General features: G+C 73.5%; 18 protein-coding genes. 6 read left to right on the top strand and 12 right to left on the bottom strand.

The window, feature by feature from the left end; all coding sequences use genetic code 11:
* Nucleotides 1-4: 4 nt before the first annotated feature.
* The 4 genes from QE405_RS04355 to QE405_RS04340 are packed head-to-tail and all read left to right on the top strand — an operon-like array spanning nucleotide 5 to nucleotide 3,347.
* Nucleotides 5-1,273, top strand: a complete 1,269-nt coding sequence (locus QE405_RS04355; RefSeq protein ID WP_307198989.1) for a magnesium transporter MgtE N-terminal domain-containing protein — start codon at nucleotides 5-7, stop codon at nucleotides 1,271-1,273.
* Nucleotides 1,270-1,842, top strand: coding sequence for a DUF1003 domain-containing protein (locus QE405_RS04350; RefSeq protein ID WP_307198988.1), 573 nt, complete (start codon nucleotides 1,270-1,272; stop codon nucleotides 1,840-1,842). The genes QE405_RS04355 and QE405_RS04350 overlap by 4 nt, the downstream gene beginning before the upstream one ends.
* A gap of 10 nt (nucleotides 1,843-1,852) precedes the next feature.
* On the top strand, nucleotides 1,853-3,016 hold the full coding sequence (locus tag QE405_RS04345) for an Mrp/NBP35 family ATP-binding protein (RefSeq protein WP_307198987.1): 1,164 nt from the start codon (nucleotides 1,853-1,855) through the stop codon (nucleotides 3,014-3,016).
* A 1-nt stretch (nucleotide 3,017) separates the two neighbouring features.
* Complete coding sequence (locus QE405_RS04340) at nucleotides 3,018-3,347, top strand: sec-independent translocase (protein WP_307198986.1); 330 nt, start codon at nucleotides 3,018-3,020, stop codon at nucleotides 3,345-3,347.
* Nucleotides 3,348-3,398: 51 nt separating this feature from the next.
* Here QE405_RS04340 and QE405_RS04335 read toward each other — a convergent pair whose 3' ends face one another.
* Entirely contained in the window at nucleotides 3,399-3,953 is a 555-nt protein-coding gene (locus QE405_RS04335; protein ID WP_307198985.1) for a hypothetical protein, read from the bottom strand.
* Nucleotides 3,954-4,056: 103 nt separating this feature from the next.
* On the opposite strand from QE405_RS04335, the gene QE405_RS04330 reads away from it, so the two are divergent.
* Both QE405_RS04330 and QE405_RS04325 read left to right on the top strand, forming a co-directional pair.
* Nucleotides 4,057-4,839: a LysM peptidoglycan-binding domain-containing protein gene (locus QE405_RS04330; RefSeq protein WP_307198984.1), complete on the top strand. Its 783-nt coding sequence runs from the start codon at nucleotides 4,057-4,059 to the stop codon at nucleotides 4,837-4,839.
* A gap of 10 nt (nucleotides 4,840-4,849) precedes the next feature.
* The gene (locus QE405_RS04325; RefSeq protein WP_307198983.1) at nucleotides 4,850-5,449 is read left to right on the top strand and encodes an Rv3235 family protein; all 600 of its coding nucleotides are present in this window, start codon (nucleotides 4,850-4,852) and stop codon (nucleotides 5,447-5,449) included.
* 81 nt (nucleotides 5,450-5,530) lie between these two features.
* Here QE405_RS04325 and secA read toward each other — a convergent pair whose 3' ends face one another.
* The 11 genes from secA to QE405_RS04270 all read right to left on the bottom strand — a co-directional run bounded on the left by secA (nucleotide 5,531) and on the right by QE405_RS04270 (nucleotide 20,284).
* Nucleotides 5,531-8,344 (bottom strand): preprotein translocase subunit SecA, encoded by a 2,814-nt coding sequence (gene secA, locus QE405_RS04320; protein WP_307198982.1) that lies wholly within the window; start codon nucleotides 8,342-8,344, stop codon nucleotides 5,531-5,533.
* A 122-nt stretch (nucleotides 8,345-8,466) separates the two neighbouring features.
* Nucleotides 8,467-9,687, bottom strand: coding sequence for a winged helix-turn-helix domain-containing protein (locus tag QE405_RS04315; protein ID WP_307198981.1), 1,221 nt, complete (start codon nucleotides 9,685-9,687; stop codon nucleotides 8,467-8,469).
* Nucleotides 9,684-10,391 carry a response regulator gene (locus QE405_RS04310; protein WP_307198980.1) on the bottom strand — a complete coding sequence of 236 codons (708 nt, stop codon included), beginning with the start codon at nucleotides 10,389-10,391 and terminating at the stop codon, nucleotides 9,684-9,686. Before QE405_RS04310 ends, QE405_RS04315 begins: the two co-directional genes overlap by 4 nt.
* Before the next feature lie 52 nt (nucleotides 10,392-10,443).
* A complete protein-coding gene (gene hpf, locus QE405_RS04305) occupies nucleotides 10,444-11,172 on the bottom strand; it encodes a ribosome hibernation-promoting factor, HPF/YfiA family (protein ID WP_307198979.1) in 729 nt (242 codons plus the stop codon).
* A gap of 397 nt (nucleotides 11,173-11,569) precedes the next feature.
* Nucleotides 11,570-12,178, bottom strand: coding sequence for a ComF family protein (locus QE405_RS04300; RefSeq protein ID WP_307198978.1), 609 nt, complete (start codon nucleotides 12,176-12,178; stop codon nucleotides 11,570-11,572).
* Between the two features lie 277 nt (nucleotides 12,179-12,455).
* Complete coding sequence (locus QE405_RS04295) at nucleotides 12,456-14,183, bottom strand: GerMN domain-containing protein (protein ID WP_307198977.1); 1,728 nt, start codon at nucleotides 14,181-14,183, stop codon at nucleotides 12,456-12,458.
* 33 nt (nucleotides 14,184-14,216) lie between these two features.
* Nucleotides 14,217-15,881, bottom strand: a complete 1,665-nt coding sequence (gene mtrB, locus QE405_RS04290; protein WP_307198976.1) for an MtrAB system histidine kinase MtrB — start codon at nucleotides 15,879-15,881, stop codon at nucleotides 14,217-14,219.
* Nucleotides 15,882-15,885: 4 nt separating this feature from the next.
* Complete coding sequence (gene mtrA, locus QE405_RS04285) at nucleotides 15,886-16,608, bottom strand: MtrAB system response regulator MtrA (RefSeq protein WP_307198975.1); 723 nt, start codon at nucleotides 16,606-16,608, stop codon at nucleotides 15,886-15,888.
* A 100-nt stretch (nucleotides 16,609-16,708) separates the two neighbouring features.
* Nucleotides 16,709-18,145 (bottom strand): adenosylhomocysteinase, encoded by a 1,437-nt coding sequence (ahcY, locus tag QE405_RS04280; RefSeq protein ID WP_307198974.1) that lies wholly within the window; start codon nucleotides 18,143-18,145, stop codon nucleotides 16,709-16,711.
* 109 nt (nucleotides 18,146-18,254) lie between these two features.
* The gene (locus tag QE405_RS04275) at nucleotides 18,255-19,193 is read right to left on the bottom strand and encodes a DUF808 domain-containing protein (protein ID WP_307198973.1); all 939 of its coding nucleotides are present in this window, start codon (nucleotides 19,191-19,193) and stop codon (nucleotides 18,255-18,257) included.
* Between the two features lie 65 nt (nucleotides 19,194-19,258).
* Entirely contained in the window at nucleotides 19,259-20,284 is a 1,026-nt protein-coding gene (locus QE405_RS04270; protein WP_307198972.1) for an SIS domain-containing protein, read from the bottom strand.
* Nucleotides 20,285-20,294: the final 10 nt, after the last annotated feature.

Raw genomic sequence — 20,294 nt, 5'->3', positions numbered from 1 at the left:
GCGCGTGAGCTCCCCGACCCCGCGCGTGTACGCCGCCCGCCTGCTCGGACTGCCGGTCTTCGACCCGCAGGGCGAACAGGTGGGCAAGGTGCGCGACGTCGTGGTGGTGCTCCGCAGCGACGGGGGTGCGCCCCGGGTGGTGGGGCTCGTCACCGAGGTCTTCGGCCGCCGCCGGGTGTTCCTCCCGATGACCCGGGTGCTGGCCATCGAGACCGACCACGTCGCCACCACCGGGCTGCTCAACGTGCGCCGCTTCGAGCAGCGCCCCACCGAGATCCTGGTGATCGCGCAGATGCTGGACAGCCGCGTGACCCTGCGCCACACCGACGTCGCGGGCGTCGTGTTCGACATCGCCGTCGAGCAGGGTCGCACCCGCGACTGGTTCGTCAGCCGGGTGGCGGTGCAGGAGGCCGCCCGCGGGTTCCGCCGCCGGGGCCAGACCCACGTGGTGGAGTGGGGCGAGGTCGAGGGGCTCGGCCGGAAGGACGAGGCCCAGGGCGCCACCCAGCTGCTGGCGGCCCTCTCCGAGATGCGCCCCGCCGACGCCGCCCGCATGGTGCACGAGCTCCCGGAGGAGCGGCGCCGCTCGGTCGTCCTCGCCCTCGACGACGAGCGGCTGGCCGAGCTCCTCGAGGAGATGCCCGAGGAGGACCAGGTCGAGATCGTCGAGCAGCTCGGCTCCGAGCGGGCCGCCGACGTGCTCGAGGAGATGTCGCCGGACGACGCCGCCGACCTCATCGCGGACCTCCCGGCCGACACCGCCGCGCAGCTCCTGTCCCTCATGGAGCCGGAGGAGGCCGCCGACGTGCGGCGCATGATGGCCTACGCCGAGGAGACGGCCGGCGGCATGATGACGCCCGAGCCGGTGATCCTCTCCCCCGACGCCACGGTGGCCGACGCGTTGGCGCACGTGCGCAACGAGGACATCACGCCGTCCCTGGCGGCGCTGGTGTTCGTGTGCCGCCCCCCGCTGGAGACCCCCACGGGCCGGCTGCTCGGCGCGGCCCACATCCAGCGACTCCTCCGCGAGCCGCCCTCGAGCCTCGCGGCGACCGCGATCGACAAGTCGCTCGATCCCCTGCGCCCGGACGCCACCATGGACGAGGTGGCGGCGCACCTCGCGACGTACAACCTCGTGGCAGCGCCGGTGACGGACGACCAGGGCCGTCTGCTCGGTGCCGTCACCGTCGACGACCTCCTCGACCACCTGCTGCCCGAAGACTGGCGCGAGCGCGCCGCCGAGCGCGCCGAGCGACGGGAGGCCGGAGCATGAGCCAGCGCGACCGGGCCCGCCTCGACACCCCGCGCGACCCGCGACGCTCCTTCGTGCGTCAGCGCCGCGTCGACTCCGACTCGTTCGGCAGCTTCGCCGAGGACTTCGCCCGCTTCATGGGCACCGCGAAGTTCCTCGCCTACATGACGCTGTTCGTCGCGGTGTGGGTCCTGTGGAACGTCGTGACGCCCGAGAGCTGGCGCTTCGACCCGTTCCCCTACATCTTCCTGACGCTCATGCTCAGCCTGCAGGCCTCGTACGCCGCGCCCCTGATCCTGCTCGCCCAGAACCGCCAGGAGAACCGGGACAAGGTGGTGGCCGAGCAGGACCGGCGCGCGAACGCTCGGGCCCACGCCGACATGGAGTTCCTGGCCCGCGAGGTCGCGTCGCTGCGGATGGCCGTCGGCGAGGTCGCGACGCGGGACTTCCTGCGCAGCGAGCTCCGCGGCCTCCTCGCCGAGCTGGAGGAGGCGCGCGAGGACCGGGAGGGCGGCAGCGGCCGGGATCCGCGGGGCGAGCGGGACGGCCGGGACGACCACGCCGCTCGGCGTGCACCCGGCGACGGTTAGGCTGGCGTCCATGAGTGGCACCCCCACGGGCACGCCGAGCGTCGAGCAGGTCACGGCCGCGCTCGCCCGCGTGAACGACCCCGAGATCAAGCGACCGATCACCGAGCTCGGCATGGTGGACGACGTCGCGGTGTCCCCGGAGGGGGCCGTGCACGTCAAGGTCCTCCTGACGGTCGCCGGCTGCCCGCTCAAGGACACGATCAACCGCGACGTGACGGCGGCCGTCGGCGAGCTCGCCGGTGTCTCCTCGGTCGAGATCGAGCTCGGCGTGATGAACGCCGAGCAGCGCCAGGGCCTGCAGGAGACCCTCCGCGGGGGTCAGGCGCAGCGTGAGATCCCCTTCGCCCAGCCCGGCTCCCTCACGCGCGTCTTCGCGATCGCCAGCGGCAAGGGCGGCGTCGGCAAGTCGTCGGTGACCGTGAACCTGGCGCTCGCGATGGCGCAGCAGGGCCTCAAGGTGGGCATCGTCGACGCCGACATCTACGGCCACTCCGTGCCGGCGATGCTGGGCGTGGCGGATGCGCGCCCGACCCAGGTCGACGACCTCATCATGCCGGTCCCGACCCCGACGGGCGTCTCGGTGATCTCGATCGGGATGCTCAAGCCGCGCCGCGACCAGGTGGTCGCGTGGCGCGGGCCCATGCTCGACCGGGCGCTCGTGCAGATGCTCTCCGACGTCTACTGGGGCGACCTCGACGCGCTCCTCCTCGACCTGCCCCCGGGCACGGGCGACATCGCGATCTCGCTGGGCCAGCACCTCCCGAACGCCGAGGTCGTCGTCGTCACGACCCCGCAGGAGGCGGCCGCGGAGGTCGCCGAGCGCGCCGGCACGATGGCCTCGATGATGCACCAGCGGGTCGTCGGCGTCGTCGAGAACATGAGCTACTTCGTCAGCCCCGACTCGGGCGAGAAGCTCGAGATCTTCGGCAGCGGCGGCGGCGACCGCGTGGCCGCGACGCTCTCGCAGCGGTTCGGGTACGACGTGCGCGTGCTGGGCCGGATCCCGCTCGACCCGTCGCTGCGCGAGGGCGGGGACGCGGGCAAGCCCATCGTCGAGTCGGACCCGACGACGCCCGCCGCGCAGCAGCTCCTCGCGATCGCCCAGGGACTCACGGGCCGCGGCCGCGGGCTCGCGGGCATGCAGCTCGGACTGACGCCCACCGCGAAGTTCTGACGTGTTCGGCATCGGCCTGCCCGAGCTCGCGGTCATCGGGCTCGTCGCGATGATGGTGCTCGGTCCCGACCGCCTCCCCCAGGTGGCGAAGCAGGCCGGTCAGATGGTGCGCCAGCTGCGCGGGTTCGCGCGCACCGCCCGGGACGACCTCCGCTCGGAGCTCGGGCCCGAGTACGCCGACCTCGAGCTGCGCGACCTCGACCCCCGCACCATCGTGCGCAAGCACATCATGGAGGCGCTCGCCGAGGACGAGATGGACAAGCCGGTGCGCGACGGCCAGCGGCCGCTGGCCGCCGGCGAGGTCCCGCCGTACGACGCGGACGCGACCTGACCCACGGCTGACCCACGGCTGACCCACGGCTGACCCACGGCTGACCGGCCCCTAGACGACCGCGGAGACGCCGCTCCGGACGGCGGCGACCGCCGCCAGCGCGACCAGGACGGTCCGCCGTCCGCGTCCGGAGCGCACGGCGACCTCGACGAAGTCGGCGCCCACCCGCCGCACGACGCACTCGTGCCGCGCGCCGCCACGCTGGTGCAGCACGCACTCGGTCTCGGCGTCCGCGAGCCGCCGCAGCGCGGCGCCCAGCCCGAGCCGCTGGACCGGTGACCAGGTGATCTCGGGGCGCGAGCGCTCGGAGGCGCCGTGGACCGCCTCGACCGCGGCGAGGGCGACGACCCAGTCCGCGGCCGTCGCCCGGACCAGGCACCACCCGTCGCCCGTGCGTCCGACGACGCCCCGCACCGTGCCGACCCCCTCGACGTCGAACGACACCTCGGTGTCGACGGACGCGACGATCCGGCTGGCCAGCGTCACCGCGCGGTACTCCGCACGGCTCCGGTCCCCCACCTCCAGGGTGCGTTCCCGGTCGTAGGCGGCCGTCGCCTCCTGCTCGAGCTCGTCGAACAGGGCGAAGAGGCGCGCATCCGAGGTCACGGGGACGAGCCTGCCAGCGCCCACCGGCTGTGGACAACCCTTTGACGATGCAGTCGAGCAGGCGTTGAATGATGCAAACGCACGCAAACGCAAAGGTCTCGGGATGTCCTCTTCCGTCGGCGTGGCGCGATGGCGGGTGGCCGTCGTCGCGCTCCTCGCCTCCCTGCTCCTCCTCGGCGCGGTCGCGCTCGCCCTCCCGGGCGTCGTCCCCGTCGCCGACCCGCTCCTGTCCGGGGGCGACCCGCACGCGACGTACGACGCGCTCCTCGTCGCCCTGGCGTCGACGGCGCTCCTCGTGGCGGCCCCCTGGTGCTGGGTGCTCGTGGCGCTCGTCTGCGTCGACGCCCTGCGTGGCGCGGAACGGCAGCGCCGCGGCTGCCCGGCCGTGCTCCGCCGCAGCGTGCTGCTGGCCCTGGGCGTGACGACCGCCGTGGCCCTCGCCCAGCCGGCGACGGCGGTCACCGCTCCGGCGGCGGACCCGTCCACGACCGGCGAGACCGCCGTCGGGGCGACGGGGGCCACCGGTGCCCTCGCCGGCGGTCGCGCCTCCTCGCCGACGGCCGAGCTGCTCGACGGCCTCCCGCTGCCCGACCGCCCCGACGGCCCCGACGGCCTCGTCCCCGCCGCCGGTGCGGCCACGGCCGCCACCGCGGGCAGGGGTTCGGCGGCGAGCGGTGCGCCCCGGCCCCACCACGTGGTCGTCGCCGGTGACGACCTGTGGTCCATCGCGGCGGCCCACCTCCCGGCCGGCGCGGACGACGCGGCGGTGCTCGACGCGACGCTCGCGCTGCACCGCGCGAACGCCGACGTCGTCGGGCCCGACCCCGACCTGATCCATCCCGGCCAGCGCCTCGACCTGGGCGCCCTGTCCCGTCCGAGCGAGTGAGGAGCACCCGATGACCACCACCGACCGCCAGCCGACCCCGTCGACGGGCCCGACCAGCGCGAGCGGGCCCGACGGGCCGGGCACCCACCGCGGGAGCGTCGTGCCGTTCACCGGCCGCCGCCCCACCAGCCCCGTCCGCGACGCCGTCCAGGGCACCCTCGCGCTCGACCTCGTCCCCGCGCTCGACCCACCCCCGCCGGCGCCGCAGCGCACGGGCCCCGCCGTCGCGGGCCCGGGGGCGGACGTGGTGCGGGTCGACCTCCGCCGCCGTCGTCGGCTCGAGAGCTGGGCGCACCGCTACGTGCAGGCCGCGGTGGAGATCGCGGGCGGGGACCGCCCGGCCAGCCAGCTCCTGCGCTGGACGGCCGCACCGGTCCACACCGACCTCGCCCGACGCGGCCACCTCGTGGCCCGGGCCAGCGTGCGTGGCGGCGGTCGGTCCCGCGACGTGGTGCGGCCCCAGGTGCGCAGCGTCCACGCCGGCTTCGTGGCGGACGACGTCGCCGAGATCAGCGCCCACGTGCGCTACGGCCAGCGTTCCCGCGCGGTCGCGGCCCGCTTCGAGGAGCGGGCCGAGCGGTGGATCTGCACGGCCCTGGAGTTCGCCTGAGCGACACCGGGCGCGCTCCCGGTCGGACGACGACGGCCGCTCCCCCGGCAGGGGGAGCGGCCGTCGTGGCGTGCGGAGCGGTCAGCCGTTGACGCGGGCCGTCAGCCCGGTCGGGCCGCCGGGCGCGCCGTGGCAACGCTTGTACTTCTTGCCGGAGCCACAGGGGCACAGGTCGTTCCGGCCGGTGTCGGCGTAGGGGTCGTCGGCCTTCGTCACCGCGTCGCGACGGGCGACGACCTCGCCGTCCTCCGACGGACCGGCGTAGGTCAGGCCCTGCGGCTGCCGCACCGGGTCGAGACCCTTGGCCCGGATGACCGGCTTCTTCTCGAGGTCGACGGCCTCCTCGGACGCGTCCTCCTCGAGCGCGACGTCGCCCTCGACGACCTCGCCCACCGGCTCCTCGTCGACCTGCACCTCGAGGTTGAAGAGGTAGCCGACGGCCTCCTCCTTGATGGCGTCCATCATCGTGCCGAACATGTCGAAGCCCTCGCGCTGGTACTCGACCAGCGGGTCGCGCTGCGAGTACGAGCGCAGGCCGATGCCCTCGCGCAGGTAGTCCATCTCGTAGAGGTGCTCGCGCCACTTGCGGTCGAGCACCGTCAGCACCACCCGGCGCTCGAGCTCCCGCAGCACCTCCGAGCCCACCTCGGCCTCGCGGCGGTCGTACGCCGCGAGGGCGTCCTTCGCGAGGTCGGCGGCCAGCTCGTTGCGGGACAGGCCCGCCTTCGAGCCGCCGGCCTTCTCGATCTGGTCGTCGATCTCGAGGCTCACCGGGTAGAGCTGGCGCAGCGCGCCCCACAGGGCGTGCAGGTCCCAGTCCTCCGGGTACTCCTGCGTCGCCGACAGCACGTAGGACGTCACGACGTCCTCGATGAAGCCCCGCACCTGGGTCGAGAGGTCCTCCCCCTCGAGCACCTGGCGCCGCTCGCGGTAGATGACCTCGCGCTGGCGGCTCATCACGTCGTCGTACTTGAGGACGTTCTTGCGGGACTCGAAGTTCTGCGCCTCGACCTGGCCCTGCGCGTTCGCGATCGTCTTGGTGACCCGCTTGGCCTCGATCGGCACGTCGTCGGGGACCCGCATGACGGTCATGACGCGGTCGACCCACTCGGCCTTGAAGAGCCGCATGAGCTCGTCCTCGAGCGAGAGGTAGAACCGCGACTCGCCCGGGTCGCCCTGACGGCCGGACCGACCGCGGAGCTGGTTGTCGATGCGGCGGGACTCGTGGCGCTCCGTGCCGATCACGTAGAGGCCGCCGAGCTCGCGGACCTCGTCGTGCTCGTCCTCGACCTGCTTCTTGATGCGCTCGAGGGTCGAGGGCCACGCGGCCTCGTACTCCTCCGGCGTGTCGACCGGGTCGAGCCCCTTCTTGCGGAGCTCCGCGTCGGCGAGGAACTCGACGGAGCCACCGAGCATGATGTCGGTGCCGCGGCCCGCCATGTTGGTCGCCACGGTGACGGCGCCCTTGTGACCGGCCTGCGCGACGATCTTGGCCTCGTCGCTGTGGTACTTCGCGTTGAGCACCGTGTGCGGGATGTTCTTCTTCTTGAGCAGGCTCGAGAGCAGCTCGGACTTCTCGACCGAGACGGTGCCCACGAGGATGGGCTGGCCCTTGCGGTGCCGCTCCTCGATGTCGTCGACGACGGCCTCGTACTTCGCCTTCTCCGTGCGGTAGACGAGGTCGGGCTGGTCGACGCGCTGCGGCGGCTTGTTGGTGCGGATGGGCACGACGCCGAGCTCGTAGATCTTGTCGAACTCCGCGGCCTCGGTCATGGCCGTGCCGGTCATGCCCGAGAGCTTGTCGTACTGGCGGAAGTAGTTCTGCAGCGTGATGGTGGCGAGCGTCTGGTACTCCTCGCGGACCTTCACGCCCTCCTTCGCCTCGATCGACTGGTGCAGGCCGTCGTTGTAGCGACGCCCGGACAGCATGCGGCCCGTGTGCTCGTCGACGATGAGGACCTCGTCGTTCTGCACGACGTACTCCTTGTCGCGGCGGAACAGCTCCTTGGCCTTGATCGAGTTGTTGAGGAAGGAGATGAGCGGCGTGTTCGCCGACTCGTAGAGGTTCTCGATGCCGAGGTGGTCCTCGACCTTCGTGATGCCCGGCTCGAGCACCGAGATCGTGCGCTTCTTCTCGTCGACCTCGTAGTCCACGTCGCGCTCGAGCTTCTTCACGATGCGCGCGAACTCGCCGTACCAGCGCACCTCCTCCTGCGTGGGGCCGGAGATGATGAGCGGCGTGCGGGCCTCGTCGACCAGGATCGAGTCGACCTCGTCGACGATCGCGAAGTTGTGGCCGCGCTGCACGCAGTCGGACACCGACGTCGCCATGTTGTCGCGGAGGTAGTCGAACCCGAGCTCGTTGTTGGTCGCGTAGGTGATGTCGCAGTTGTAGGCCGCCCGCCGGGCCTCGGGCCGCATCGACGGGAGGATCACGCCGGTCGTCAGGCCGAGGAAGTGGTGGACGCGTCCCATCCACTCCGCGTGGTACTTCGCCAGGTAGTCGTTGACGGTGACGACGTGGACGCCCTTGCCGGACAGCGCGTTGAGGTAGGTCGGGAGGGTCGCGACGAGGGTCTTGCCCTCACCGGTCTTCATCTCCGCGATGTTGCCCATGTGGAGCGCCGCGCCGCCCATGATCTGCACGTCGTAGTGACGCTGCCCGATCACGCGGTTGGCCGCCTCGCGGACGACGGCGAACGCCTCCGGCAGCAGGTCGTCGAGGGTCTCGCCCTCCTCGAGCCGCTTCTTGAACTCGGCCGTCTGGCCCTGCAGCTCCTCGTCGGTCATCGCGACGTAGTCGTCCTCGATGGCGTTGACGGCGGACGCGATCGCCTCGAGCTGGCGGATGATCTTGCCCTCGCCGGCTCGGAGCAGCTTGTCGATGATCCCCACGGATCGAACTCCTGGCTAGTTCAGTGTGCGCTGGTCGCAATGCAGGCGTCGCAGGGGCGCGACGGACGCGCCCGCCATGCTACCCACGCGACAAGGTCGCCGCGCGCACCCCTCCCCGGAGGTCAGCGGTGCGCCGCAGTCTCGCCCGCGAGCGCGGGCGCGAGGTCGCCGCGGGGGGACACGACGACCGTGTCCAGGTCGAGCCAGCCCGCCAACCGGCGCAGCTCCGCGGCCAGCCCGGCCGCCGTCGCGGGCGGCGCGTCGGCCTCCGCGAACGCTCCCAGCACCTCGAGACGGCCGCCCCGCCGGTCGGCCCGCAGGTCGACGCGGCCAACCAGTCGGTCGCCCAGCAGGAAGGGCAGCACGTAGTACCCGTGCACCCGCTTGTGGGCCGGCGTGTAGATCTCGATGCGGTAGTGGAAGCCGAACAGCGCCTCCGCGCGCGGCCGGAACCAGACGACCGGGTCGAACGGGCTGAGCAGCGCACGGGCGTCGACGCGCCGGGGCCGCGCCGCGTCGCGGTGCAGGTACGTCGCGGCCGGCCACCCCCGCACCACGACCGGCTCCAGCTCGCCCGCCTCGACGAGCTCCTGCACGGCGACGGCCGCCGCCCGCTGGCCGATCCGGTAGTAGTCCGCCAGGCAGGCGACCGTCGCGACGCCGTGGCTGCGGGCCGCCATCGCGACCAGCGCGCGGACCGCGTCGGCCCGCTCCGGCACCGGCGCGGCGAGCACCTCGGGCGGCAGCACGCGCTCGGGCAGGTCGTAGCGACGCTCGAAGGCCGCGTTGCGCCCGGCGACCGCCAGGTCGCCGGTCCGCATCATCATCTCGAGCGCCTGCTTGGCCGCGGACCAGTTCCAGCCCCAGTGGTCCCGCCGGCGGGGGCGGCCGTCGTCGAGCTCGCGGGCCGTGACCGGGCCCTCCACCGCGACGCGCTGCCGGACCTCCTCGACGAGGCCCGGGTCCTCGACGCCGATGCCGCTCGCGGCGTACCGCTCCCGCCAGGAGTCGCGCCGCAGCTGCTGCAGCGGCCAGTGCTCGACCGGCAGGTACGCCGCCTCGTGCGCCCACGACTCCACGATGCGCCGCGGGCGCCCGGTCGTCGCACGCTCGAGCAACCCGGTGTCGTAGGGGCCCATGCGGGAGTAGAGCGGCATGTAGTGCGCCCGCTGCAGGACGCTCACCGAGTCGATCTGCAGCACGCGGGTGCGCCGCAGCGTGCGGTCGAAGGTGCGCAACGTCGGGGTGGCGTGGGGAGGGTCGGCGAACCCCTGCGCGGCGAGCGCGATGCGGCGCGCCTGGGCCAGGGTGATCGTGGGACCGGCCGGGGCCGTGCGGCTCACGGCACGTCGAGGAGCTTCTCGCGCACCGCGTACATGACGGCCTCCATGCGCGAGTGCAGCTGGAGCTTCTCGAGGATGTTGCGCATGTGGTTCTTCACCGTGTTGTCGGTGATGCCGAGCCGGTGCCCGACCTCACGGTTGTTGATGCCCGTCGCGACGAGGCGCAGCACCTGCAGCTCGCGCTCGGTGAGCTTCAGCGAGGGGCCGGGCGTCTTCTCCGCCCGCGACATGTGCTTGAACTCGTCGATGAGCTTCACCGCCATCGACGGGCTGATGAGGGACTGGCCGTCGGAGACCACCCGCACGGCCTGCGCGACCTCGTCGATCGAGGAGTCCTTCAGCAGGTAGCCCGACGCGCCGCTCTTCACCGCCTCGTAGAGGTCGCCCTCCTCGTCGGAGACGGTGAGCATGATGATCTTCGTCGCGGGGACCGCGTCCTTGATCGCCTTGCAGGCGGCGATGCCGGAACCCTTCGGCATCCGGACGTCGAGGAGCACGACGTCGGGGGCGGTCGTCGTGGCGAGCCGCAGGCCCGCCTCGCCGTCGCCCGCCTCGCCGACGACCTCGATGCCCTCCTCGATGCCGAGGAGCATGGTGAGGCCGCGACGGAACAGCTCCTGGTCGTCGACGACGATCACACGGACCGGCTCGGTGCCCGAGGTGTCGTCCGAGGTGCCGTCCGAGGTGGCGGGAGGGGGCGTCACGGGGGCCATCATGACACGCCGCGACGCCTCCCCCGCCGGTCTCTCGGGTCGCTCAGCCCTCGGCGCGCCCCGCCAGCACGGCGGCGCCGGCGCCGGCGACCTCGCGGTCGACCTCACCGGCGACGCCGCCCACGCCGTCCAGGCCCCCGTCGAGGTCGAGCGCGATCACGCCGTAGTCGTAGCCACGTCGTCGGTAGACGACCGACGGACGGTCGTTCGCCTTGTCGACGAAGAGGTAGAAGTCGTGGCCGACCAGCTCCATCTCGTAGAGCGCCTGGTCGAGCGTCATGGGCTCCGCGGGGTGCACCTTCTCCCGCACGACGAGCGGACCGTCCCCCTCCACCTCGATGCCCCCGACCTGGCGGCGCTGGGGCGCGCCGTCCGCGGGAGCGTCACCGGGGCCGTCCGCCGTCCGCTCCTCGACCACCCCGGTGCCCGCCAGCGCCTGCGCGACGGAGGTGGGCACGTGGCGGCCGCGGTGGATGCGGCGGCGGTCGGCGGCGCGGCGCATCTGCGCGGCCATCCGGTCCAGCGCGACGTCGAGCGCACCCATCTTGTGGTCGGCGCACGCCTCCGCACGGACCACCGGCCCCTTGGAGAACGCGGTGAGCTGCACCTTCATGCAGCGGTCGGCCTGGCGGGGGTTCTTCTCCTCCGAGACCTCCACCTGCACCCTGATGATGCGGTGATCGTGCTTCTCCAGTCGGGCGAGCTTCTCCTCGACGTGGGACCTGAAGCTCTCCGACACCTCGACATGCCGTCCGGTGACCACGATCTCCATGCGAACCTCCCTGGTGGTTGGTGGATCAGGTGCGGGGGCGACCTCCGTGCGGTCGCGTGCACGAGCCACCCACGGTGGCTCGCGTCCCGCCGGTGGATGGAGCCCGCCCGGCCGACCTGGTCTTCGTCCCCACAGTCGCCTGCTGAGGTGTTCGCAGCTTCTCCGCCACTACCGACCTTCTCCCGCCGGACGTCGCATCTGACGACGAGGGCGAGGCAGGACTTACGTCTAAGCCGCACCGTGATCGTCCGGCACCGGCGGACCGGGACGGACTTACGTGGGCCGTTTCGCCTGCGACTGGCATCGGCTTGCCGCACCGCCGTGACCGCACCCCTGACGGGGCTCGGCGCGTCGGGGCGACGCAACCACGGACCCGGGCGGACTCCATGCGACGACGTTAGTCGTCCCTTCCCGCCCGGGGAAGGGAACGCGCCTGGGAATCGTCTGAAGTCCTCGTCCCCCGTCCACCGCGCCGTGGGGTGGAGGTCACCGTCGCGGCGAGCAGCGGTGGTACGCCGCTGCTCCCCAGCGCCCGCGCCGCCTCGACGAGCGTCGCCCCGGTCGTGACCACGTCGTCGCACAGCACCACCGACCCTCGCCCGTGGCGCGCCGCCGCCGCCCGCAGAAGGTGGGCCGGGCAGCGCATGGTGCCGACCAGGTTCACCGCCCGGCCGGCCGCGTCGAGGTCCCCCTGGTCGAGCGCCCGTCCCGACCGGAGCAGGTCGACGCGGACCGCGTCGTACCCCTGCGCCCGCAGGGTGCGGGCCGCCCGCGCGACCACGGCCCCGGTCGCGTCGTGCCCGCGGCTCCGCACCGTGCCGGGGCGCGACGGCACCGCGCAGAGCAGGAGCCGACCCCGTCCGGGCGGCGCTCCGACGCCGGCGGCCACCGCGGCGGCCAGGAGCCGCCCGAGCGGGGCGCGCAGGCCCCAGCGGCCGCGCTCCTTGTGGCCGATCACCAGGTCACGGGCCAGGTCGGCGTGGGGTGCGCCCGCCCAGGTCGGCACGAGGCCGGCCCGGCCACGGGTCGACGACGGCGGGCGCGCCCCGGGCCGGGAGCGTGGCCGCGCACGCCGCACAGAGCAGGCGTCCGGGGCGGGCACAGCCGACGCACGCGCTGCCGGTCACGAGGTCGCACGCCGCGTCCACGAACCACCCGGTGCCCACGCCCCGATCCCACCGCACCGGGGCGCACGGCGTCCCGCTCGGCGGGGTGCCCGTGGAGACGCGCGGCCCGGCACGGTCCTGGGGAGGACGAGCGGGTCGGCCGGGCCCCGGTCGGCCTCAGCCGGGGTAGGTGAGCCCGGCGGCGCTCGCCTCGGAGGCCACGAGGCGCGACCCGTCGTACTCCTCCACGAGCAGGGGACCGACGAGCAGCAGCGGCGTGCCCGGGGAGGTCGAGGTCACGAGCCGGTCCGCGTCGCTCATGAGGAGGGTCGTGCCGTCGCCGTCCCCCGGGGACCCGTCGACGGGGACGCGCTGCACCTGCACCAGGGTGTCGTCGATCCGGGCGAGCACGACGACCTCCGTGGCCGAGCGCCAGCCGACGTCGAGCACCGCGAGGCCCGCGGCGTCGACCGCGAGGTCCTGCGCCGGCTCGACGACGTCGGCGACGCCGCCACGCTCGTCGTAGCGGACCCGGGACACGACCACCCGCTGCGTCCCGGGCAGACCGACGACGGCGACCAGGCGGGACCCGTCGTGGGACACCGTCATCGAGGTGACGCGCTGCCCGCTCAGGTCCGGCGCGTCGAGCGGCGTGACGGTGCCCGAGCTGACGACGCGCAGGCGCGCCCGCTCGCCGCCGTCCACGATCCACAGCCGGCCCGCGAAGTCCCACGACAGGCGAGCGGTGCCCTCGGCCGGGATGCGGGTCGTCGGGGCGGCGGGGTCGTCGAGGGGCAGGACGACCACCGAACCGTCCGCCACCTGCGCGGCGACCCGTGTCCCGAAGAGGTCCACCGCGATGCGCTGCACCCCGGCGCCCAGGAGCTCCTCGGTGCCGGCCACCGGCGTGGTGGCGGCGCCGTCCACCTCGACGACCTGGTCGCCCTCCACCCCGTAGAGGGCCGCGTCGGCACCGGCCACGTCGGGGGTGTAGCGCTGCCCCGCACCGACCGCGAAGTCGGTGCCGCCGTCCGGCACCCGGAGCGCGACGTCGTCGACCAGCACGCGGATGCGCACGACGGAGGGGACCTGGCGCAGCGTCCAGGCGAGCTGGGCGACCATCGGCTCGGTCAGCGCCTCGGGGGCGCCGTCGGCGCCGGTCGTGCGGATCGAGGCGAGCCCGGAGGACGACACCTCGACCGTCGTGCCGGGTCCCGTCCCGCCGAGCGCGGTGGTCACCACGCCGGTCAGCGAGTCCGGCGGCCCCTCGAGCAGCGCGTCGACGAGCCGTGAGGCGAGCTGCTCGCCGCTCGGCACGAACACCGGGGTGGGGACGAGGATCCGCGACGAGGGATCGAGGAAGTAGAGGTCGGCACGCTGGTAGCGCGCCTCGAGCCACGTCAGGGGCACGATGAGGGCGTTGGGGAGGGTGGCGATGCGCCACTCCCCGTCCTCCTGCGTCATGCCGAACGTGATGGTGCGGTCCGCCCCGCTCGGCTCCCCGACCCACTGCCCCCGGTCGTCGAGGCTCGCGCTGCCCTGGAGGTCGACGCTCACCGTCGTCCCGCTCGTGGGACGGGACGCGTCCTCGTAGACGATGGTGCGCTGCTCCGGCGACCACGCGTCGGCCGTCGCGTCGGTGAGGAACGACCGCGCCACGCTGGTCTGCAGCGAGGTCGCCCGCATGGCGCCGAGGAAGTGCTGCACGATCTCGTCCGGCGTCTCCCCCGGCGTCGGGCCCGGCGGCACGTAGTCGACCCCCGCGTCGCCGACGCCGTCCGGCACGTCGTCGGGCACCGTCACGTCCCCGGAGTCGGGCAGGCGCACGCACCCGGCGAGCACGAGCGCCGCCAGCACTCCGGCCAGCACCGCGGCCAGCACCGCGCGCAGCGCGGGACCCTGCACGCCAACCCCGGCGCGTACGGCGCGCGTCCGCCCTCACCGGACCGGCTCCGCGTCCGCCGGGAGGAGCGGGATCGGGCTGTGCCGCACCTGGTCGCCGGAGTGGCGGGGCAGCGTCAGCCGGAACTGGGCTCCCCCGCCGGGGGTGCCCCACGCCTGGAGCCAGCCGCCGTGGAGGTGGGCGTCCTCGAGCGCGATCGACAGGCCGAGGCCCGTGCCGCCCGAGGTGCGGGCGCGGGCCGGGTCGGCCCTCCAGAACCGGTTGAACACCATGGCCGACTCCCCCGGCGCGAGCCCCACGCCGTAGTCGCGCACGGCGATGGCCGCGCTGTGCTCGTCCGCGTCGACGGTGATGACGACGTCGCGCGACTCCGCGTGGTCGATCGCGTTGGTCACGAGGTTGCGCACGATCCGCTCGATGCGCCGCCCGTCCGCCGCGCACACGCAGGGCCGCCCGGGCTCGCGCACGTCGACCTCGACGCCCGAGCCCGCGGCCACGGTCGCGGTCTGGCGGACGACCCGCTCGACCACGTCGCGCAGGTCGACGTCCTCGACCTCGAGGGCGACCGCGCCCGCGTCGTACCGGCTGATCTCGAGGAGCTCGCCGAGGAGCCGCTCGAAGCGGTCGAGCTCGACCTGCAGCAGCTCGGCGGCGCGGGCGGTGGGCGCGTCGAAGTCGGTGCGGGCGTCGTGGAGCATGTCGCCGGCCATGCGCACCGTCGTCAGCGGGGTGCGGAGCTCGTGGGAGACGTCCGCGACGAAGCGGCGCTGCACCCGGCTGAGCTCCTCGAGCTGCTGGATCTGGCGCTGGAGGTTGGAGGCCATCTGGTTGAAGGACGACGCGAGGCGGGCGAGGTCGTCCTGCCCGGACACCCGCAGCCGCTCCTGGAGGCGTCCCGCGGCGAGGCGCTCGGCCACCTTGCGGGCGAGCCGGATCGGGGTGACGACCTGACGGGCGACGAGGTAGGTGACACCGCCGATGAGCACCACGAGGAGCGCGTCGGCGACGAGCACCGACCGGGTCACCAGGGCGAGGGTCTCCTGCTCCTGCTCCATGGGGAACAGCAGGTAGAGCGTGTAGGGGCGGCCGTCGGCCGGGAGCTGCACCTGCGTGCCGACCACGATGCCCGGCACCTCGGAGGTGGTCCCGTCGCCCGTCGTGCGCAGGCTGGTCCAGGCCCAGGCGAGCTGGGTGCTGCTCGTGAAGTGCTCGCGGAGCGAGCGCGGCACGCTCGTCAGGTCGAGGTCGGGCGAGGAGATGGAGCCGCTGGTCGTCAGGTCGCTGGCCGGGTCGGCATCGGAGCGGGCCACGAGCACCTCGTAGCCGCGCACGGCGCCACGCTGGCTGAGCGGTGCGGCCACCAGCTCGAGCTGGCTGGCGACGTCGAAGTCCGAGCCGCCGACGAGCCGGTCCACCGCCTGCACGGTCTCGGTCTCGGCCTCGGCGGTCGCGGAGCGCACCCGGTCGTCGAGCAGGCCGTCACGCACCTGCACCACGAGCAGCCAGCTCACGGCTCCCACCACCACCGTCGAGAGCAGCACGGTCGAGACGACGACGCGGGCGGACACCGAGCGTCGCCACACCGTCAGCGCGCGACCGACCGCCGCGCCGATCCCGACCCCGGAGGCCGAGGCCTGGGGTCGACGCGTCAGCCGGTGCGTCAGCCGGTGCGTCAGCGGGGCCAGGTGGGGCGTCAGCACGGGGTCAGGACGGCCCTGCCTTGTAGCCCACGCCGCGCACCGTCAGGACGATCTCGGGACGCTCGGGGTCGTGCTCGACCTTGGAGCGCAGCCGCTGCACGTGCACGTTGACGAGGCGGGTGTCGGCCGCGTGCCGGTAGCCCCACACCTCCTCGAGGAGGACCTCGCGGCTGAACGCCTGCCACGGCTTGCGGGCGAGGCACACGAGGAGGTCGAACTCCAGCGGCGTCAGGCTGATGACCTCGTCGCGCCGCGTCACCTGGTGCCCGGCGACGTCGATGGTGAGGTCGCCGATGGCGAGGGTCTCCTGCACCGGGGCGTCGAGGCGGCGGACGCGCGCCCGGATGCGGGCCACGAGCTCCTTGGGCTTGAAGGGCTTCACGACGTAGTCGTCCGCGCCCGACTCGAGACCGACGACGACGTCGACGGTGTCGCCCTTCGCGGTCAGCATCACGATGGGCACGCCCGACTCGGCGCGCACCTCGCGGCAGACCTCGATGCCGTCCTTGCCGGGCAGCATGACGTCGAGGAGGAGCACGTCGGGACGGAACTCCCGCACCGCGGCGAGCGCCTCGTCACCCCGCAGGCAGACGGCCGGCTCGAACCCCTCCTGGCGCAGCACGATGGTGAGCATCTCCGCCAGCGACGCGTCGTCGTCGACGACGAGCACCCGCCCACGGCTGTCGGGGTCGGCGGTGCCGGAGGCAGCGCGCTCGTTGCTGGTCACCGGTCAAGTATGACAACCGCCGTCCCCGCAGGTGCGGGGACGGCGGTCGTGGGGGTGGAGCGGGGGTGGAGCAGAGGTGGACCAGCCGGGGTCCGGGGCCTCAGTAGCGGTAGTGGTCCGACTTGTAGGGGCCGGCCACGTCGACGCCCAGGTAGGCCGCCTGCTCCTTGGTCAGCTCGGTGAGCTCGACGCCGAGGGCGTCGAGGTGCAGCCGGGCGACCTCCTCGTCGAGGTGCTTGGGGAGCACGTGGACGCCGAGCTCGTACTCGTCCGCCTTGCTGAACAGCTCGATCTGCGCCAGCACCTGGTTGGTGAAGGAGTTGCTCATCACGAACGACGGGTGGCCGGTCGCGTTGCCCAGGTTGAGCAGCCGGCCCTCGGACAGCACGATGATCTTCTTGCCGTCGGCGAAGATCCACTGGTGGACCTGCGGCTTGATCTCGTCCTTGACGATGCCGGGGATCTTCGCCAGGCCGGCCATGTCGATCTCGTTGTCGAAGTGACCGATGTTGCCGACGATGGCCTGGTGCTTCATCCGCTCGAAGTGCTCGGTGCGGATGATGTTGAAGTTGCCCGTCGTCGTCACGAAGATGTCGGCGATCTCGACGACGGACTCGAGGCGCTTGACCTCGTAGCCGTCCATCGCCGCCTGCAGGGCGCAGATCGGGTCGATCTCGGTGACGATGACGCGCGCGCCCTGGCCGCGGAGCGACTCCGCGGAGCCCTTGCCGACGTCGCCGTAGCCGCACACGACCGCGACCTTGCCGCCGATCATCACGTCGGTGGCGCGGTTGATGCCGTCGATGAGGGAGTGGCGGCAGCCGTACTTGTTGTCGAACTTGCTCTTGGTGACCGAGTCGTTGACGTTGATCGCCGGGAAGAGCAGCGAGCCCTCCTTGAAGCGCTCGTAGAGCCGGAGCACGCCCGTCGTGGTCTCCTCGGAGACGCCCTTGACCATCGGGGCGCGCTTCGTCCAGCGCTGCGGGTCGGCCTCGAGGGAGCGCGCGAGGACCCGGAGGACCTCCTTGTACTCCTCGTTGTCGGTCGAGTCGAGCGGCGGCACGACGCCGGCCTTCTCGAACTCCACGCCCTTGTGCAGCAGCAGCGTGATGTCGCCGCCGTCGTCGAGCAGCATGTTGGGGCCGCCCTCGGCGAAGTCGAAGACCTTCTCGGCCTCGTCCCAGTACTCCGCCAGGGACTCGCCCTTCCACGCGAAGACGGGGACGCCCTGCGGGTCCTCCGGCGTGCCGCCCTTGGCGGGGGGCCCGACGACGACCGCGGCCGCGGCGTGGTCCTGGGTGGAGAAGATGTTGCAGGTGGCCCAGCGGATGTCGGCACCGAGCGCGGCGAGCGTCTCGATCAGCACCGCCGTCTGGACGGTCATGTGCAGCGACCCGGCGATCCGGGCGCCCTGGAGCGGCTGCGCGTCGCCGAAGCGCTCGCGCATCGCCATCAGGCCGGGCATCTCGTGCTCGGCGAGCTCGATCTCCTTGCGGCCGAAGGCGGCCAGGGAGAGGTCGGCGACCTTGAAGTCCATCGGTGTGTCTCCTCGAACGGGTGGAGCCAGAGCCACGCGCCTGCGCATCTGCGCATCTCCGGGATCTCCCGACGCGGACCCGACCAGCGTAGGCCGCCGTCCGCGCGATTCAGGAATCCGCGTGACGCACGCGACCCACGAGGTGGACGACGACCACGACGAGCGCGCCGACGACGAGACCGACCACGGCGGACAGCGCGGTGTTGACGATCCAGCCGGCGACCGCGCCGACGGCGCCGAGCGCGTCGTGGACGGCCACCTCGAGGTGGTGCACGACCTCGTACGGCGCGTGCCAGCCCAAGTCGTCCGCGCCGACGAGCAGGATGTGGCCGCCGACCCAGAGCATCGCGGCGGTGCCGACGACGCCGATGGCGGCCAGCAGGCCCGGCATGGCACGGACGAGACCGGTGCCGACCTTCTGCGCCACCGCCGAGGAGCGCTGCGCGAGGGCCAGGCCCACGTCGTCCATCTTCACGATGAGGGCCACGACGCCGTAGACGAGCACGGTGATGCCGACCGCGACCACCAGCAGGATGGCGAGGCGGGCCAGGAAGGGCTCGTCCGCCACCTCGTTGAGGGAGATGACCATGATCTCGGCGGAGAGGATGAGGTCGGTGCGGATGGCGCCGGCGACCAGGGTCTTCTCGGCGTCCGGGCCGGCCTCGACCGTCTTCTCGGCGTGGTGGTCGTGGCCCGCGACCTTGCCCCAGATCTTCTCGGCGCCCTCGAAGCAGAGGAAGGCCCCGCCGGCCATCAGGATGGGGGTGAGCAGCCACGGCAGGAACTGGCTCAGCAGCAGGGCCAGCGGCAGGATGACGAGGATCTTGTTGCGCAGCGAGCCGATGGCGATGCGCTTGACGATCGGCAGCTCGCGCTCGGCCGCGACGCCCTGGACGTACTGCGGCGTCACCGCCGTGTCGTCCACGACCACCCCGGCCGCCTTGACGCTCGCGCGGCCGGCGGCGGCACCGACGTCGTCCACCGAGGCCGCCGCGAGGCGCGCCAGCGCCGCCACGTCGTCGAGCAGGGCGAACAGACCGCCGCTCATCGGTCACCGGCGGGGATCGAGAGCGTCCGCGAGATCGTCACGGGAGGACTCTAGAGCGTTCCCGGTCAGTCGGGGACCAGCCCGAGGCCCAGGTACGCCGCCACGTAGCGTCCCTGCAGGATGAGCGAGGCGTGACGGGCGACGTCGCTGCGGGCGTCGCTCCCGATCTCCACGACGCGCACGTCGTGGGCGGCGGCCGCCGCACGGAGCCGGCCCGCCTGCTCCCGCACGACCGCCGCCTCGTCGCCGTCGTCGAGCACCACGAGCGTCGGGCGGGCCACCGCTCCCCCGTCGGTGAACGGGTCGGCGAAGACGTCGCGGGGCCGGGCGGCCTCGACGACGGGCAGCACCTCCTCGGCGTCGTCCGCCAGGACGGAGCGACCGGTGACGCGCCGCAGCTCCTCGGCCACGCGACGCGCCGCCCGCGCGGCCAGGGCGCTGCCGCCCCAGAGCACCGGCTGGGCGTCCGCCAGCCCGAGCGCGACCTCCTTGGCCGGGTTGGCCGCGATGTCGCGGTGGGGCGAGCAGCGCACGGCCACGTCGTCGAGCGCCGCGGCGACGTCGTCGGCGTCGGCGGCCCGGCCCAGGCCCGCGGAGGCCAGGAGGTCGAGCACCACGACCGCCACCGCCAGGGGGTCGCCCGTGCCCACCGGGAGCACGAGCACGTCGCGTCCGACCGCGTGCTCGGCCACGAGCGAGGCGGGCGGGCAGGCGACGAGCACGTCGGCGCCGCGCCGTACCGCCTCGGCCACCGCGGCGGCCGCCGGCACGTCGGAGCCCGCCGGGGCGAGCATCACGACGAGGTCGAGGGAGCCCACCCAGCCGGGCAGGCCGGGGCCGGGCCACGCGACGAACGGCACGGGGCAGCTGCCCTCGAGCACGTCCCGCAGGAGCCGGGATCCCGTGCCGGCGACCACCACCGCCCGCGGGCGCGGGCGGGACCGTGCCTCGTGCACCTTCTCCGGCGCGAGGTCGAGCGCGGCCTGCGCCTCGCGGCGCACGCGGGACCCGGCCTCGGCGAGCGACCGCAGGAGGGGGTCGATCCCGGCCAGCGCGCGCTCGTCGTCGAGGCGGGACTCGTCGAACCACACGGCGGGACCC

Origin of the sequence: Nocardioides zeae (genome assembly GCF_030818655.1) — a bacterium.
In the GTDB taxonomy this organism is placed as follows: Bacteria; Actinomycetota; Actinomycetes; order Propionibacteriales; family Nocardioidaceae; genus Nocardioides; species Nocardioides zeae_A.
This window is presented reverse-complemented; position numbering and strand designations above follow the sequence as displayed.

Bases quoted from the DNA above. Each gene is read 5' to 3' on its own strand.
- QE405_RS04345 (WP_307198987.1), top strand. From the start codon at position 1,853: ATGAGTGGCACCCCCACGGGCACGCCGAGCGTCGAGCAGGTCACGGCC.
- hpf (WP_307198979.1), bottom strand. From the start codon at position 11,172: ATGGAGATCGTGGTCACCGGACGGCATGTCGAGGTGTCGGAGAGCTTC.
- QE405_RS04275 (WP_307198973.1), bottom strand. From the start codon at position 19,193: ATGAGCGGCGGTCTGTTCGCCCTGCTCGACGACGTGGCGGCGCTGGCG.
- QE405_RS04330 (WP_307198984.1), top strand. From the start codon at position 4,057: ATGTCCTCTTCCGTCGGCGTGGCGCGATGGCGGGTGGCCGTCGTCGCG.
- ahcY (WP_307198974.1), bottom strand. From the start codon at position 18,145: ATGGACTTCAAGGTCGCCGACCTCTCCCTGGCCGCCTTCGGCCGCAAG.
- QE405_RS04350 (WP_307198988.1), top strand. From the start codon at position 1,270: ATGAGCCAGCGCGACCGGGCCCGCCTCGACACCCCGCGCGACCCGCGA.
- QE405_RS04325 (WP_307198983.1), top strand. From the start codon at position 4,850: ATGACCACCACCGACCGCCAGCCGACCCCGTCGACGGGCCCGACCAGC.